A 14,227-nucleotide genomic window follows, 5' to 3' on the forward strand; every position below is an offset into this window, starting at 1 on the left:
CCGTGGCCTTTATTACGAAGTATTTCACCGATTTGATGAACTGGATTCGAAAGCATCTATCGAATCCTGAAATACTAGCTTCCCTATTTTGGATTATCGTAAAAATTATTCTCATATATGTTGTTGCGAGAGTATGTATTAAAATTGCAGATAAAACGATTGCACATATGATGGCTGCTAGAGACAAGTCACCGCTGAAGTTTGATAGACGTAGAACGAATACGATAGGCAGCCTTATACATAATTTAATAGCCTACACCGTAAACCTCATTTGTATTATGTTAATCCTTGGACAAGTTGGTTTAAATCTTGGGCCTTTGCTGGCAGGGGCAGGTGTGCTTGGATTAGCGATAGGTTTCGGAGCGCAGAGTTTGGTGAAAGATGTGATTACCGGTTTCTTTATCATTTTTGAGGATCAGTTTGGCGTAGGAGATGTCATTCAAATTGATTCATTTAAAGGGACCGTTGAAGAGATTGGCATTCGAGTCACAAGGATTAAAAGTTGGACGGGTGAGGTACATATCATTCCGAACGGAAATATTAAACAGGTCACTAATTTTTCAACTTACAATTCATTGGCCGTTGTCGATGTAACGATTCCTCATCATATAAATATTGACGATGCTACGCAAATTCTCAAAGACACTGTTAAGCACGTGCAAGAGCTTACGGAGGATATTGTGAAGGAGCCTGAGGTGCTTGGCGTTCAAGTGGTGGGGACGACAGATCTGAAGATTCGCATTATTGCAGAGTGCAAACCAACGCGACAATTCAATGTGACGAGACTTCTGAACATAGAAATTAAGAAGAGACTCGATAGTGTGCAAATTGAGACGATGTAGTTGAAAAGGCGGTGGCGGACGAATGGAGAAGAAGCAGTATCAACTTGGCGATATTGTGCAAATGAAAAAGCCCCATCCGTGTGGCACGAATGAAATGGAAATCATACGGATGGGGATGGATATTAGAATTAAGTGTGTAGGTTGTAAACACAGTGTTCTAGTTCCAAGAACAAAGTTCGAAAGTAAGCTGAAGAAAGTGCTTCGATCCAACGCAGAAAAAGAGGAAGAATCCTCATAAAAATGCTGTGGAAAAGCACTTGCGGGGGTCAGGATTTTTTGATATAATGAATCCTGTTCTCGCGTTTTATTGGAAAGGTACCCAAGAGGCCCAAGGGGGCTGACTCGAAATCAGCTAGGCGTCGCGAGGCGTGCGTGGGTTCGAATCCCACTCTTTCCGTACAAGCTATTACTAGCTAAAGAATGAAAGTCTTCTGCATCTGCAGGAGGCTTTTTTATTTTATCTAGAACCATATTAATGCCAATATTTGAGTTCCACGTGAAACATTTTGGGATTTAATTACGTCTATAAGGGCGTAGAAGGCTCTTTTGTTTTCAGTTCTTTGTCTAACCCAGTAGGGATAAAAAGGCTAAAAGAAAAGCAGAATAAGCTCATATCTATGTGTTGGCAACAAGAAGGAGGTAAGCGTAATGAGAAGTTGGATGATGATATTTCTGGTACTAGCTGTAGTAGCCACAGGATGCGCTAAAAAGAGTGAAGAGAGTGTATCGCCCAGCCCAACAGCGGGAGCGACTATAGCGCCTTCCACAGGGGCTTCAGCGACGCCTAGTGCAACAAGTGGGACAGGTGGTGGAACATCTGCAACAGCAACGCCGGCAACCGGTAGCAACGATACAACAAAGGATGAGCCGCTTCCTCAGATAACGAAGGAGCAAGCTGATAAGATAAGCATGACAAGCACCTATGATGATTTGGTGAAGCAAACAGGAGCGAAGGGCAAGTTGGTGAAAGACGAGAATGGGAAGAAAACCTATGATTTCGCCATTTCTAATCAACCAGGCTACATTGCGGAAATCGTTTATTTTGCAGATGGGAAGATTTCTGAGAAGAAGGTATTTAGGAAATAAATCAGGTCGTGCAGCATGATAGCTGTACGACTTTTTTTATCTCTACCCCGAAGTGAAAAAGAGTTTATACTTTGTTAATATTCCATTTAGATGGATTCAATAAGGATATATTAATATAAATATAAGGAAACGTTTCCCGTACATTGTGTTTAAAGGAGAAAAGAGATGAAACTTAGTAAAAAATCCGTTACTGTACTGTCCTTTACGATTGGAGCGTGTTTATTCGTATCCACGGCATTTGCCGATACGCTGCTTGGATCGGGTTATGACCGCTTAAAAGGTTCAGCAAAAACGACCGCAAGCATGATGGAAAAGGATATGAAGAACTATACCCTAGAAGCGCTCTATACGTTGAAAGATAACGATAAAACCTTAATTCAAGGATCAACGTCGCAAAAGATGGATGTTGAAAACCATATGAAGGAAGAGAATACAACGACGAAAGACGCCAATGGCGAAACAACTTCAAGATACTATTATTCCGATATAACGAAATCAGTTAATAAAAATGGAACAGACAATACTTATTATGTAATGGAATATCCGGCGAATGAGAGCAAGTTTCGTTCTGTAGATTTCAAAAACCCCTTTAAAGAAAAGGGAGCACCAGAAATTGAAAAAATCGTTGATGCCGTGGTTGGTGGTTTGAAAGATTACGTGCAAGTAGAGGAAGGACCTGAAGGTGGAAAAGTATATTCGGGCAGCTTGTCTGAAACTCAGGTGCCAGCCGTCCTAAATGCTGTCTCCTCTTTTGGGATCAAGCAGATGCTGAATGATGATCGCGATATGCCGGCCATAGAGAGCGATGTATTTGTGAAAAAGGTGGTAGGCTCGGCTAATGAAAATAAAGCGGGTTACCTCGAAAATGTGACAGGTGACATTACACTGTCCGGAAAAGATAAAAATGGTGTTCAACACGATTTGAACCTAAATGTCATCGTAAAGCTTTCTGAAGTTGGCAATACGAAAATTACACTGCCTGACCTAACTGGTGCAAAAGTTGAAAAGGTTAGCTACTCCAATGGATTTAGCAGCAAGTATGTAGGTAAATATAAAAACGATATCATTATGGAGAAAGATGGCAAGTTTGTGAAAATCGGCGAAAGAATGGTTGAGATCATAAGCGTAGACAACGATAAAGTGAAAGGAAAATATTCGGAAACGGTTATTCCAGGCTATGAGAGTCAATATCCGGATAAAGATGCCTTTGACTTTGAATACGATCCGGCGGCGTCCTCAACATTCACGTATAAGGATGCAAAAGGCGAGCAGAAAAATGGTTCCATTCATCAAGGTGCAACAGGCAAAGTTTATTTTGAAATGAATGTTGAGATTGTTAACGAAAATTCATACAGATCTATCTCGAAACCATATTACGATGGAGAGTTTAGCCGCATATTTGAATAGAACAGAGAGGTTCAGGAGGCTGCCGGTGCGGCTTCCTGAGCGTTTTTTTTGGGGAGATGATGGAAATTGACAGTCAAGGCGATTGAAATAAGTGGATTAACGAAGGCATTCAAAAATGGCCGAGGGATCACAGAGTTAAACCTGGATGTTGATCAAGGCGATATATTCGGATTCCTGGGGCCGAATGGTGCAGGGAAGACGACAGCTATGAAAATGATAACTGGACTCATGAAGCCAGACCGTGGCGATGTGAAAATTTTCGGTGCCAGCATTTTAGACGACTATGTTAACGCCATGAAGCATGTGGGTTGTTTGATTGAAACAGCGGAGTCTTATCCTTATTTAACAGCTAACGATAATTTAAAGATGTTCGCTAGGTTTTATCCGCATGTCGATCAGAAGAGAATTGATGAGTGCCTCGAACTTACAGGCATGTTGAAATATAAAAATGAGAAATCTCAGAAGTTTTCACTGGGGATGAAACAAAGACTGGGGATCGCGGCTGCTATACTGTCGAAACCTAAATTATTAATATTGGACGAGCCTCTAAACGGACTGGATGTTGAAGGGATGCTGGAGATGAGGAAATTGATCAAACAACTTTCTCAGGAAGGCACGACATTTTTTATCTCAAGCCACTTGATTCATGATGTGGAATTAACGTGCACAAGAATCGGCATTATTTATGGAGGCAAACTTGTTAATGTAGAATATACGCAGAATATCCTCTCGTACTATTCTTCATTGGAGAACTTTTTTGTTAGTGAGGTGGACCGGAATGGAAGGGTTTAAGGCCGCATTTATCAATGAATCCGTGAAGCTGTTGAAAAAGAAAAAGATGATGGCGGCTGCCATTTTATCTATCCTTGCTGTTTTGGTTGGACAGATCGCTGTAACCACAATCAAGCATGGGCTTGGATTGCGGGTTGTAGGAAGCGTTGAATTTCCTATCGTCGTTTTATCGTTTATTACGTATACGCTCTTGCCGTTGTTTGCCATTTTTGTAGCGATCGATATGTTTAACGGTGAATCCTCATCGAATACAATGAAAATAACACTGCTAAGACCAGTCTCCCGATTCAGTGTGTTTAGTGCGAAAGTGTTGAATTTAGCTTTATTTATTGCGGGCAATCTTCTGTTCGTGATGATTCTTTCGTTATTAGCGGGGTTTATTTTTAATCCCTCATCAGCTAGTTTGCCAGGGATCTTGAAGGTTGTTTTATCGTACGGATTAACTTTTTTCCCCGTATTTGTGTTTGCGCTGATTGTCGTCTTGTTGTCTAACGTGATACAAGGAGGACTCGCTGTATTTTTCCTCTCGATTCTGGTATTTATCGTTTTTAACTCATTGGGGATTGTGTTCTCATCCTACTCCAGTTTTTTCATTACATCGATGCTGGATTGGTATACATTATGGATATCGGAAACGATTAATGTGTTTAAAATATTCCGTCAGATTCTAATCATGTCGGGCTGTGGTATGATGTTATTTACAACAGGGTATTATTTGTTTGACAGTAAGGATATATAGAAAGGGATCTTCATGCATTTAACCAAACGTTTCTTCACGATGAATGCGCTGGCTGTGCTGCTCTCCGTTGGTTTGACAGTTCTGGCTGTCATTATTTTCGTTGCTGCTTATACGAAGGTTTTTGGTCGCGAAGCCGATACGAAGGAGGTTCAGAAGACCCTCGAAGTTCGAGCGGCGATCAGTGAGATCAAAAGAGAAGCACAGCCCCTCAAGTTCGAGCAGCTTTTGGATACGAAATTTCAACAAGAGCTTGCTAATCGAGTTAACGCTTTGGATGCCAGTGCGATTATTTTAAAAAATAGAGAAGTTGTATACGCTACGCAAAATTTCAACAGAATCGATATTGAGAGAAGTCTTATGCTCTCAGACAATCAGGCAACTCGAGATGAGGTCGAACTTGCCGGTAAAACATATATGATTACAAGAGTGGATTATAAGCTAACGACTGGCGATCCCGGTGTTCTGCTGCTGCTTGCTCCAATCAAGTTGAAAACGAACTTTTTTATGGTGCTCGGCATATTTACAGTTTGTGTATTCACCTTTGTTTTCTTGTTAACGAACTTTTGGGTGTCGTATCGATTCTCCCGCGGCATTATATCGCCGATCTCCAGGCTCAAAGCTGCTGCTAATAAAATTAGCGAAGGTGATTTAAACCAAGGGATTGCAGAAGAGGGCGAGGGTGAAGTTCGCGAGTTATGCAGGACGCTGGAGCTCATGAGAATTAAGCTGAAAGAATCGGTTTATATGCAGCAAAAATATGATGATAACCGAAAGTTCCTGGTTTCAAGTATTTCCCATGACTTAAAGACGCCTGTAACCTCGATCAAAGGATATATTGAAGGAATTATCGATGGGGTAGCCAAGACACCTGAGAAAATGGACGAGTATCTGGAAACGGCACGATCCAAAGCTATTCTCGTGAATGCTATGATCGATGATCTGCTTCTATACTCCAAGCTGGATTTGAACCAACTTCCTTATCATTTTGAAAAGAGTGATTTGGCGAGTTATTTTGAGGATTGTGTCGCGGATCATAAATATGAATACGAAAAGGCTAACCTCTCGTTAGCGTTAATCAACGAACTTAATGAGCCAGTCAAAGTTTTAATTGATCGTGAAAGATTAAAGAGGGTCATACAGAACATTCTTGATAATGCTATGACATATGTAGAGAAAGCGGACGGAAAGATTGAGATTATTCTCAGGGAAACAAGAACGTCTGCGATCATAGAAATTAAGGATAATGGAAAAGGAATACCGGAGAATAAACTTCCCCATATCTTTGAGCGATTTTATCAGGTGGACCCTTCAAGAAAAAGCGGCAGTGGACTAGGACTCGCTATCGCCAAGCAAATTATAGAAGGGCACGACGGGAAAATATGGGCGAAAAGTGCCGTAGGAGAGGGTACTCAGATAATGATATCTCTGAAGAAGTTCTAGTATGCTTGGAGGTTATGATGAAAAAAATTCTGATTATTGAAGATGATCAAAGTATCGCCAATCTACAGAAAGATTACCTCGAGTTGAGCGGTTACTCTGTTAAGACGGTGAACAGTGGATTAGCGGGTTTGAAAGCTCTCAAGGATGAAGACTTTGAGCTGATCATTCTAGATATCATGCTGCCGGATATAGATGGATTTGAGGTATTGAAGAGAGTGCGCGAGCATGACGATATTCCTGTTCTTCTGGTATCGGCAAGAGCTGAGGAAATTTATAAAATTAACGGCCTGGGCCTTGGTGCGGACGATTATATTACCAAGCCCTTCAGCTCAGGAGAGCTGGTTGCGCGGGTAGGGGCTCATTTGAAAAAGTTCCAACGGATGAAAGAGCGGTTTGGAAAAGGGAATGAGGGAAGCACGATTCAAGTCAGAGGTCTGGAGATTCAAAAGGAGGCAAGGCGCGTCTTTGTGAACGGAAATGAAGTCGTTATGGCGCAAAAGGAATTTGACCTGCTTCTATTTTTATTGCAGAACGCCAATCGGGTGTTTGGCAAGGAAGAGCTCTTTGAGAGAATCTGGGGCTTGGACGCGATGAGTGATGCCTCAACCGTCACGGTTCATATCGCCCGAATCAGAGAGAAAATTGAAGAAACCCCGTCGAAACCTCAGTATATAGGCACGGTTTGGGGATCCGGGTATAGATTTATTGTGTAAAAGAGCTGGTCCTAAGCAGGTAAACTAAACTACCTAGGGGCCAGCTTTCTTTCATTTCAGCCGTTAATAGCTCTTATTGCGGTTTCTGTAACTGATAGAGAATCGATCAATAACATAGCCGACTAACGCCCATGTAGCGATCGTCAATACATAGATGATGAGCATCCGAAACATGGAGATCTCATAGATGTCCGTGAATGTGGATGCAAACCAGGCAGGGACGCTAAGCGCATAGAAGATCATGTAAAAGGCATCATGATCGTGAAATAAATAATGACCTAAACAGAGGGCTGCACCAATAAAGGTAAACAGCCAAGTAAACGTGGATGTTCTCATGGTGAATTTCTCCTAGTTAAGGCTTTTTGCGGTGCCATTTCCGATTGTGGTTGCTGTTGGCCGGAAATCTGTCTCCTTTTTTTAACGTGACTGTTTTCGGGTTCTCAATCCCCATGTGGACGGCATTCTCGCCCATCTCGATATATACGCCGTCGTTAGGTACATGATCGCCTTCATTGAACTGTGTCCATTCACCCACATTGATCACCTCTTCGAAAGATTTTCAATCAGGTTTAGATTACCCTCTTGAGGGGGAAGCATGTACGATAGGCGTTGCCATGTTCATCCTTGAGAGAAAGACTTGTAATCTGGCGTTCAATTTGCTATAGTATTCAGGTGCGAGTTTTGAAAAAGAATCCTCGCTCCTTGCTCCTTCGCTTGTGCGAACAAGCTTGAACAGGGGCCGCTTAGTCCAAAAGGAGGTGACATACATGCGCAAATATGAACTGATGTACATCATTCGTACTGACGTTGAGCAAGAAGTTGTTCAATCTACAGTAGAAAAGTTCCAAGGCATCATCACGAACGGTGGAGGCGAAGTCTCCAAACATGACCTGATGGGCAAACGCCGTCTTGCGTATGAGATCAATAAGTTCCGTGACGGGCACTACGTGCTTGTACACTTCAACGCAGAACCTGCTGTTGTAACTGAACTTGATCGCGTACTTAAGATTACGGATGAAGTTATCCGTCACTTAATCACAAACGACGTAGCTTAATTGCATGCCAGTATTTTCGTCAGGGGGAATGTTCTATGTTGAACCGTGTCATTCTTATCGGTAGATTGACCAGAGATCCAGAACTTCGTTATACGCCAGCCGGCGTTGCGGTTACGCAGTTTACTCTCGCAGTAGACCGTCCTTTCACAAGCGGAGGTTCGAAAGAACGCGAAGCGGACTTTATCAATATCGTCACGTGGAGGCAGCTTGCCGAAACATGCGCGAACTACTTGCGTAAAGGTCGTTTGACAGCAGTGGAAGGCCGAATTCAGGTACGTAATTATGACAACAACGAGGGCAAGAGAGTTTACGTGACCGAAGTGATTGCCGATAATGTACGCTTCCTTGAATCCAGTAACAGTGCCGGAAATCGTGAAGACGGTGGATCGAACGCAAACGCTAGCTACGGCGGCGGAGGCAGTGGCAATCGTGGCGGTGGGTCACGCGAGCAGCAAGATCCTTTCATCGATGACGGAAAACCGATCGACATTTCCGATGATGACTTGCCATTCTAAAGTAGAAAGGACTGAACAAACTAATGGCTTTCCAAAAAAGAGATAACAATAGTGAAGATCGCGGCGACCGCAAATTTGCTCCTCGTGGCAAAGGCGGTAAAGGCAAACGTCGTAAAGTTTGTTACTTCACAGTTAACAAAATCAAGCACATTGACTATAAAGACATCGAAACTCTTAAAAAGTTCATCAGTGAGCGCGGGAAGATTCTTCCTAGACGTGTAACTGGTACTTCCGCTAAGTACCAACGTGCATTGACGATCGCTATCAAGCGTTCCCGTACAATCGCATTGTTGCCTTATACAACGGAATAGGGTTTACTAAGAAGGCAGCTGTTTATACGGCTGTCTTTTTTGTATGCCGATAAGTCCATAGGCGTGAGGAGAGATCGCACCGCTTTGTAGAGGCTTTCTTTTCTCCCCCTATTTTGTGGTATAATTAACGCTATAGTCTTTTGTAGGATGAGGAGAGATGACGGTTGCTGAATAGGGAAAAGGATGTAGACCTAGCCAGACGAGCCAAAGTCATTGAGTGGCTCAAGACAGAAGTCGTAGATCACGTAGCGCACCTGCTTAAAGGCATATGGGAAGGCAGCCATGTCAGAATTGTGGATGGTTTGGCCAGTCTAATCTCAAGCGGCTATATTTTGGGGAGAAGACTGGGTATTTCTTATCGCGATTTGGACGAAGCCATTGTAGAGAAAATGAAGAAGCACCGCCAAGAGGGCCATCAACTTGAGGACTGGTACGGCGACATTTCATCGCTCGAAGAACATTTACGTAAGAGGTGAGCCCGGTTGGGGAATCGAAGTTGGCAAAGCATCATTTGGAGTGCGGTGACGATCCTTTCATTGCTATCTCTAATGACGCCTTTTATTATTTTCACATTTAGTTTTCTCATGATTCCTGTATTGATGTTATATGTTAAATCAAGCACCAAACGTTTCGTCATCAGTTATGTCATCAGCTTGCTCGTCGTTTATTTGCTTACCCAGTGGCATGGGATATCCCTCATGTCCGTATCGCTGTTCTTCTTGCCGCCGGTACTGGTCATGGGTAATTTATATAAACGAAAAGCCCCGGCTAGGACTGTACTCACAGCAGGAATTATCACTATTCTGGCGGAGTCGCTGCTCAGCCTGCTCATTGGGTATTCGCTCGGATTTGATCCGGTAGCGAAGTTCAAGCATTTTATGATGGACAGCATTGCAAGTATGCCGCCGGGGATTAGGGAAGTTCTACCGAAGGACCAGGACTGGTATGTGAATTTCATTGTGCAAGTGATACCTTTGTATCTGATCTTTGTGGCGTTGTTTTACACCTTTGTCACTCACGGTATTAGCCGCTGGCTGCTCAACAAAACGGGAGAAGGCATTCCAGGTCTGCGCCCAATGCGGGAGTGGATGCTGCAGAAATCGTTGGTGTGGATTTATTTGATCGTATTTGTGCTCGATCTCTTTACGAATCCAGCTTCCAATTCGCTAATTCCGACGCTGATGATGAATGCGATGCCATTACTGATGCTGGCGTTTGCTATTCAAGCGATCTGTTTTCTATTTTTTGTTGCGCATGCGAACAAGTGGAAACCCATTTTGCCGATCGTTGCGATAATCATTCTTTGTTTCATGCCGCCACTTTTTATCGTTTACAGCTTACTAGGGGTATTTGATGTTGCGTTTCCAATCCGTGAACGGTTTAAGAAAAATTTATAGGATTAGGAGCTAGTTCGAATGCCGAAGTTCCTTTTAAAGCGATGGCACGGTCAACACATCGTGTGGATTTTCGTACTGCTCATCATCATGTCAGCTACCATCTATATGTTCAAATGGTGGCTTGGCGTTACGGCCTTCCTGGTCTGCGCCGTTCTGGCGTACTTTACGCTCCAAGCGGAGACAGCTTTTCGCAAAGAGCTGAATATGTACGTCGGCACGATTACGCATCGGGTCAAAAAAGCCGGCAATGAAGTGATGAGCGGCCTTCCTATCGGAATTATTTTATATAATGAAGAGAAGCGCATCGAATGGCACAACCCGTTTGTGGCGAAAATGCTGGGGCAGGATTCTGTCATCGGCGAGTCGCTGTACGAATATTTGCCAGATCTGAAAAACCGGAAAGATAAAAGCGATAAAGTAGATCTCACCATCGGGAAGTCCATTTATCAAGTATCGATTCGGCCCGAAGAAAGGCTGCTCTATTTCCGGGAAATCACGGAGCATGCGAATTTGGCTAGAAAGTACGAAGATGAGAAGACGGCGATCGGTATCGTCATGATGGATAATCTGGAGGAGTCAACGCAAGGTCTGGATGATCAAACGCGCAGTATTATGCTGGCCAAAGTGACGGGCGAGATTACCGAATGGGCTCAGAAAAATCAGCTTTATTTGCGCCGGACGTCCTCCGACCGTTTCCTCATTCTGATGGATCAGAAGGCGCTGCGTCAATTAGAGCAAACGCGATTTGAAATTCTGGACGATGTCCGGGACCTGACGATAGAGAACAAGCTGCCGATGACGCTTAGTATCGGGATCGCCTCTGGTGCGGAGCAATTAATGGAGCTTGGCCAAATGGCACAGATGGGCTTGGATATGTCTTTAGGCCGCGGCGGCGATCAGGTTACCGTTAAAGTGGGCCAGAGGTTGAGCTTTTATGGCGGAAGGACGAATGCGGTTGAGAAGCGCACGCGGGTTAGGGCCAGGGTCATCTCCCACGCCTTGAGGGATTTGATGAAGGATAGCGATAAAGTGATTATTATGGGTCACCGCTTTCCGGACATGGACTGCATTGGCGCATCGGTCGGCATATTGAAGGCTGTACAAGTGATTGGCAAGGAAGGATACATCGTGCTTGAGGGTGTGAATCCATCGATCCAGAAGGTGATGGAGACGATTGCGGGCGATGAGAGGCTGCATCGCTGGTTCATCACACCGGAGCAGGCGATGCAGATTACGACGCAGCGTACTTTGGCTGTGGTGCTGGATACACACAAGGCTTCAATGGTAGCCGAGCCTAAGCTGCTCCAGCAGACGCACAGGGTCGTTGTGGTCGATCATCATCGCCGCAGCGAGGAGTTCATCAATGATGCGACGCTCGTCTATATGGAGCCTTATGCGTCCTCTACCTGCGAGCTGGTGACTGAGCTGCTGCAGTACATCAATGAGAAGCTGACGATGGAAGTGCTCGAGGCTACGACTTTGCTGGCCGGCATCGTAGTCGACACGAAGAGCTTCAGCCTCCGCACAGGGGCGAGAACCTTCGAAGCCGCTTCGTATTTGCGCCGTAATGGCGCAGATTCCGCGCTGATTCAGCGTTTGCTGAAGGAAGATCTCGATTCTTACATCGAGCGAGCTGAAGTGATTAAGCATACAGAAACCATCCATGAGCATATCGCTTTGGCAGTTGCTGAGCCTAATCGCAAATATTCTCAGTTGATGATTGCACAAGTTGCTGATACATTGTTGAATATGACGAATATTATGGCTTCCTTTGTCATTGCAGAACGGCCGGATGGACTTATCGGCATCAGCGCCAGATCGCTGGGGCAGATGAATGTCCAACTCGTGATGGAGCGGCTGGGCGGCGGCGGTCATTTGACCAATGCAGCAACTCAGCTGGATGGCACGACATTAGAGGGAGCAACGAATCGATTGAAGAAAGTACTCGATGAGATGCAGGAAGAGGAGGGACTTTTCGAATGAAAGTCATTTTACTGAAAGATGTTAAAGGCCAAGGCAAAAAAGGCGAAATCAAAGAAGTATCCGAGGGCTACGCACAGAATTTCCTCATTGCTCAGGGGCTTGCAGCTCCTGCGACAACGGGGACAGTGAAAGTGCTGGATAACCAGAAGAAAGCGGAACAGCGCAAAAAGGATCAAGAGAAAGCCGATGCCAAAACGCTAGGCGAGAAGTTGAACGAAATGACGGTTCAAATTAAAGCGAAAGCCGGTGAAGGCGGCCGATTGTTCGGCGCAATTCCGAGCAAGCAAATCGCAGAAGTATTAGAGAAACAGTACAAGATCGTTATTGATAAGCGCAAAATCGTGCTCGACGAACCTATTCGTACGCTAGGCGTAACGAAAGTGCCTGTGAAGCTGCACAGCGAGGTTACAGCAAGTTTGAACGTACAGGTTCTCGAAGAGAAATAAGTGACTGAGAAGGCAAATGAGAGTCCCTAGGAGGGGCTCTTATCTATTGTGTGGTACCAAGACTACTAAACTATGAAAAGAAAGGCGGGTACTGAAGCATGAGCGGAGACAATATGTTTATGGATCGCGTACCCCCTCAAAATATAGAAGCCGAGCAAGCCGTACTCGGCGCCATTTTGATTAACGGTGACGCTTTAATTACCGCGATGGAACGGATTACGAGCGACGACTTTTATCGAGGGGCGCATCAGCGCATCTTTGAAGCGATCGTTGAGCTGGCGGAGGATCAAGAACCTGTCGACCTGATTACGCTGACATCGCTTCTGCAGAACAAGCAGCAGCTGGAAGAGATCGGCGGGGTTACGTATTTATCTGAGCTCGCGAACGCGGTGCCGACAGCCGCTAACATCGACTATTACGCAGCTATCGTCGAAGAGAAATCGATGCTTCGCCGTTTGATCCGCACAGCAACCCAAATCGTCACCAATGGCTACGCCAATGAAGACGATGTAGGGTCTATGCTGAGCGAAGCGGAGGCGAAGATTCTTGAGATCTCGCAGCGCCGCAGTTCAAGCGGGTTCGTGGTCATCCGCGATGTACTCATGGAAGTATTCGAGAAAGTAGAGTCCCTCTACTCCAACAAAGGAGGGTCCACAGGCGTCCCTTCGGGCTTTATCGACCTGGACAAGATGACGTCGGGCTTCCAGCGCTCCGACTTGATCATTCTGGCAGCGCGTCCTTCTGTAGGTAAAACCGCGTTCGCGCTGAACGTAGCGCAGAACGTCGGGGTACGCGCCAAGGAAACCGTCGCGATTTTCTCGCTCGAGATGGGCGCGGCGCAGCTCGTTCAACGTATGGTCTGCGCCGAGGCGAACGTCGATGCGAACCGCATGCGGACGGGGTATCTTGAAGGCGATGACTGGGAGAAACTGACGATGGCCATTGGCGCCTTGTCGGAAGCGAATATTTTCATCGATGATTCGGCCCAGATCACGGTTGCGGATATTCGTGCGAAATGCCGCCGTCTCCAACAGGAGAAGGGGCTCGGCATGATCCTCATCGACTACTTGCAGCTGATTGCCGGCCGCGGCAAAGGCGATAACCGTCAGCAGGAGGTCTCTGAGATCTCCCGTACGCTGAAGCAAATCGCGCGTGAGCTCAATGTACCGGTTATCGCGCTCTCGCAGCTCAGCCGGGGTGTTGAGCAGCGGCAGGACAAACGTCCGATGATGTCTGACCTTAGGGAGTCGGGTTCTATCGAGCAAGATGCCGACATCGTAGCGTTCCTGTACCGGGACGATTACTACGATAAAGAATCCGAGAAGAAGAACATTATCGAGATTATCATTGCCAAACAGCGTAACGGTCCGGTAGGAACCGTTGAGCTGGCGTTTTTGAAGCAATTCAATAAGTTCGTGAACATGGATCGAAGTCATCAAGAAGCAGCGGCCGCACAGTATTAACGGTCCGCTGCTTTTTTTTGTACTCGGGTAAATGGATA

General features: G+C 45.2%; 18 protein-coding genes and 1 tRNA gene. 17 read left to right on the forward strand and 2 right to left on the reverse strand.

What is annotated here, in order from left to right; all coding sequences use genetic code 11:
* The first annotated feature begins 2 nt into the window (after nucleotides 1-2).
* The 9 genes from ACUN27_RS00650 (at nucleotide 3) to ACUN27_RS00690 (ending at nucleotide 7,019) form a co-directional block, all read left to right on the forward strand.
* Nucleotides 3-842 carry a mechanosensitive ion channel family protein gene (locus ACUN27_RS00650; RefSeq protein ID WP_315954341.1) on the forward strand — a complete coding sequence of 280 codons (840 nt, stop codon included), beginning with the start codon at nucleotides 3-5 and terminating at the stop codon, nucleotides 840-842.
* 22 nt (nucleotides 843-864) lie between these two features.
* Nucleotides 865-1,080, forward strand: a complete 216-nt coding sequence (locus tag ACUN27_RS00655) for a DUF951 domain-containing protein (RefSeq protein ID WP_315954342.1) — start codon at nucleotides 865-867, stop codon at nucleotides 1,078-1,080.
* A 71-nt stretch (nucleotides 1,081-1,151) separates the two neighbouring features.
* A tRNA-Ser gene (locus ACUN27_RS00660) sits at nucleotides 1,152-1,239 on the forward strand.
* A gap of 251 nt (nucleotides 1,240-1,490) precedes the next feature.
* The gene (locus tag ACUN27_RS00665) at nucleotides 1,491-1,928 is read left to right on the forward strand and encodes a hypothetical protein (RefSeq protein ID WP_315954343.1); all 438 of its coding nucleotides are present in this window, start codon (nucleotides 1,491-1,493) and stop codon (nucleotides 1,926-1,928) included.
* A gap of 165 nt (nucleotides 1,929-2,093) precedes the next feature.
* Complete coding sequence (locus tag ACUN27_RS00670) at nucleotides 2,094-3,335, forward strand: hypothetical protein (RefSeq protein ID WP_315954344.1); 1,242 nt, start codon at nucleotides 2,094-2,096, stop codon at nucleotides 3,333-3,335.
* A gap of 66 nt (nucleotides 3,336-3,401) precedes the next feature.
* Nucleotides 3,402-4,127, forward strand: coding sequence for an ABC transporter ATP-binding protein (locus tag ACUN27_RS00675; protein ID WP_315954345.1), 726 nt, complete (start codon nucleotides 3,402-3,404; stop codon nucleotides 4,125-4,127).
* Nucleotides 4,114-4,866, forward strand: coding sequence for an ABC transporter permease (locus ACUN27_RS00680; RefSeq protein WP_315954346.1), 753 nt, complete (start codon nucleotides 4,114-4,116; stop codon nucleotides 4,864-4,866). The genes ACUN27_RS00675 and ACUN27_RS00680 overlap by 14 nt, the downstream gene beginning before the upstream one ends.
* 12 nt (nucleotides 4,867-4,878) lie before the next feature.
* Nucleotides 4,879-6,306 (forward strand): sensor histidine kinase, encoded by a 1,428-nt coding sequence (locus ACUN27_RS00685; RefSeq protein ID WP_315954347.1) that lies wholly within the window; start codon nucleotides 4,879-4,881, stop codon nucleotides 6,304-6,306.
* Nucleotides 6,307-6,323: 17 nt separating this feature from the next.
* Nucleotides 6,324-7,019, forward strand: a complete 696-nt coding sequence (locus ACUN27_RS00690) for a response regulator transcription factor (protein WP_127454059.1) — start codon at nucleotides 6,324-6,326, stop codon at nucleotides 7,017-7,019.
* Between the two features lie 63 nt (nucleotides 7,020-7,082).
* On the opposite strand, the gene ACUN27_RS00695 is transcribed toward ACUN27_RS00690, so the two are convergent.
* Together ACUN27_RS00695 and ACUN27_RS00700 are read right to left on the reverse strand one after the other, a co-directional pair.
* Nucleotides 7,083-7,355, reverse strand: a complete 273-nt coding sequence (locus ACUN27_RS00695; protein WP_315954348.1) for a hypothetical protein — start codon at nucleotides 7,353-7,355, stop codon at nucleotides 7,083-7,085.
* A gap of 16 nt (nucleotides 7,356-7,371) precedes the next feature.
* Nucleotides 7,372-7,554 carry a YjzC family protein gene (locus tag ACUN27_RS00700; protein ID WP_315954349.1) on the reverse strand — a complete coding sequence of 61 codons (183 nt, stop codon included), beginning with the start codon at nucleotides 7,552-7,554 and terminating at the stop codon, nucleotides 7,372-7,374.
* Between the two features lie 232 nt (nucleotides 7,555-7,786).
* Here ACUN27_RS00700 and rpsF point away from each other — a divergent pair, with 232 nt between their 5' ends.
* The 8 genes from rpsF to dnaB all read left to right on the forward strand — a co-directional run bounded on the left by rpsF (nucleotide 7,787) and on the right by dnaB (nucleotide 14,189).
* Nucleotides 7,787-8,074 (forward strand): 30S ribosomal protein S6, encoded by a 288-nt coding sequence (rpsF, locus tag ACUN27_RS00705; RefSeq protein WP_127454054.1) that lies wholly within the window; start codon nucleotides 7,787-7,789, stop codon nucleotides 8,072-8,074.
* A 35-nt stretch (nucleotides 8,075-8,109) separates the two neighbouring features.
* On the forward strand, nucleotides 8,110-8,589 hold the full coding sequence (ssb, locus tag ACUN27_RS00710) for a single-stranded DNA-binding protein (RefSeq protein WP_315954350.1): 480 nt from the start codon (nucleotides 8,110-8,112) through the stop codon (nucleotides 8,587-8,589).
* A 23-nt stretch (nucleotides 8,590-8,612) separates the two neighbouring features.
* Nucleotides 8,613-8,900 carry a 30S ribosomal protein S18 gene (gene rpsR / locus ACUN27_RS00715; protein ID WP_029196139.1) on the forward strand — a complete coding sequence of 96 codons (288 nt, stop codon included), beginning with the start codon at nucleotides 8,613-8,615 and terminating at the stop codon, nucleotides 8,898-8,900.
* Nucleotides 8,901-9,064: 164 nt separating this feature from the next.
* On the forward strand, nucleotides 9,065-9,376 hold the full coding sequence (locus ACUN27_RS00720) for a MazG-like family protein (RefSeq protein WP_127454050.1): 312 nt from the start codon (nucleotides 9,065-9,067) through the stop codon (nucleotides 9,374-9,376).
* A gap of 6 nt (nucleotides 9,377-9,382) precedes the next feature.
* Nucleotides 9,383-10,297 (forward strand): DUF2232 domain-containing protein, encoded by a 915-nt coding sequence (locus ACUN27_RS00725; RefSeq protein WP_315954351.1) that lies wholly within the window; start codon nucleotides 9,383-9,385, stop codon nucleotides 10,295-10,297.
* Between the two features lie 18 nt (nucleotides 10,298-10,315).
* Complete coding sequence (locus ACUN27_RS00730) at nucleotides 10,316-12,280, forward strand: DHH family phosphoesterase (RefSeq protein WP_315954352.1); 1,965 nt, start codon at nucleotides 10,316-10,318, stop codon at nucleotides 12,278-12,280.
* Entirely contained in the window at nucleotides 12,277-12,726 is a 450-nt protein-coding gene (gene rplI / locus ACUN27_RS00735; RefSeq protein WP_127454045.1) for a 50S ribosomal protein L9, read from the forward strand. Before ACUN27_RS00730 ends, rplI begins: the two co-directional genes overlap by 4 nt.
* Nucleotides 12,727-12,824: 98 nt before the next feature.
* On the forward strand, nucleotides 12,825-14,189 hold the full coding sequence (gene dnaB / locus ACUN27_RS00740) for a replicative DNA helicase (RefSeq protein WP_127454043.1): 1,365 nt from the start codon (nucleotides 12,825-12,827) through the stop codon (nucleotides 14,187-14,189).
* The last annotated feature ends 38 nt before the right edge of the window (nucleotides 14,190-14,227 follow it).

The organism is Paenibacillus sp. WC2504 (assembly GCF_052682475.1).

Bases quoted from the DNA above. Each gene is read 5' to 3' on its own strand.
- ACUN27_RS00665 (WP_315954343.1), top strand. From the start codon at position 1,491: ATGAGAAGTTGGATGATGATATTTCTGGTACTAGCTGTAGTAGCCACA.
- ACUN27_RS00695 (WP_315954348.1), bottom strand. From the start codon at position 7,355: ATGAGAACATCCACGTTTACTTGGCTGTTTACCTTTATTGGTGCAGCC.
- ACUN27_RS00685 (WP_315954347.1), top strand. From the start codon at position 4,879: ATGCATTTAACCAAACGTTTCTTCACGATGAATGCGCTGGCTGTGCTG.
- rpsR (WP_029196139.1), top strand. From the start codon at position 8,613: ATGGCTTTCCAAAAAAGAGATAACAATAGTGAAGATCGCGGCGACCGC.
- ACUN27_RS00670 (WP_315954344.1), top strand. From the start codon at position 2,094: ATGAAACTTAGTAAAAAATCCGTTACTGTACTGTCCTTTACGATTGGA.
- rplI (WP_127454045.1), top strand. From the start codon at position 12,277: ATGAAAGTCATTTTACTGAAAGATGTTAAAGGCCAAGGCAAAAAAGGC.
- ssb (WP_315954350.1), top strand. From the start codon at position 8,110: ATGTTGAACCGTGTCATTCTTATCGGTAGATTGACCAGAGATCCAGAA.
- ACUN27_RS00690 (WP_127454059.1), top strand. From the start codon at position 6,324: ATGAAAAAAATTCTGATTATTGAAGATGATCAAAGTATCGCCAATCTA.
- ACUN27_RS00655 (WP_315954342.1), top strand. From the start codon at position 865: ATGGAGAAGAAGCAGTATCAACTTGGCGATATTGTGCAAATGAAAAAG.
- rpsF (WP_127454054.1), top strand. From the start codon at position 7,787: ATGCGCAAATATGAACTGATGTACATCATTCGTACTGACGTTGAGCAA.
- ACUN27_RS00680 (WP_315954346.1), top strand. From the start codon at position 4,114: ATGGAAGGGTTTAAGGCCGCATTTATCAATGAATCCGTGAAGCTGTTG.
- ACUN27_RS00730 (WP_315954352.1), top strand. From the start codon at position 10,316: ATGCCGAAGTTCCTTTTAAAGCGATGGCACGGTCAACACATCGTGTGG.
- dnaB (WP_127454043.1), top strand. From the start codon at position 12,825: ATGAGCGGAGACAATATGTTTATGGATCGCGTACCCCCTCAAAATATA.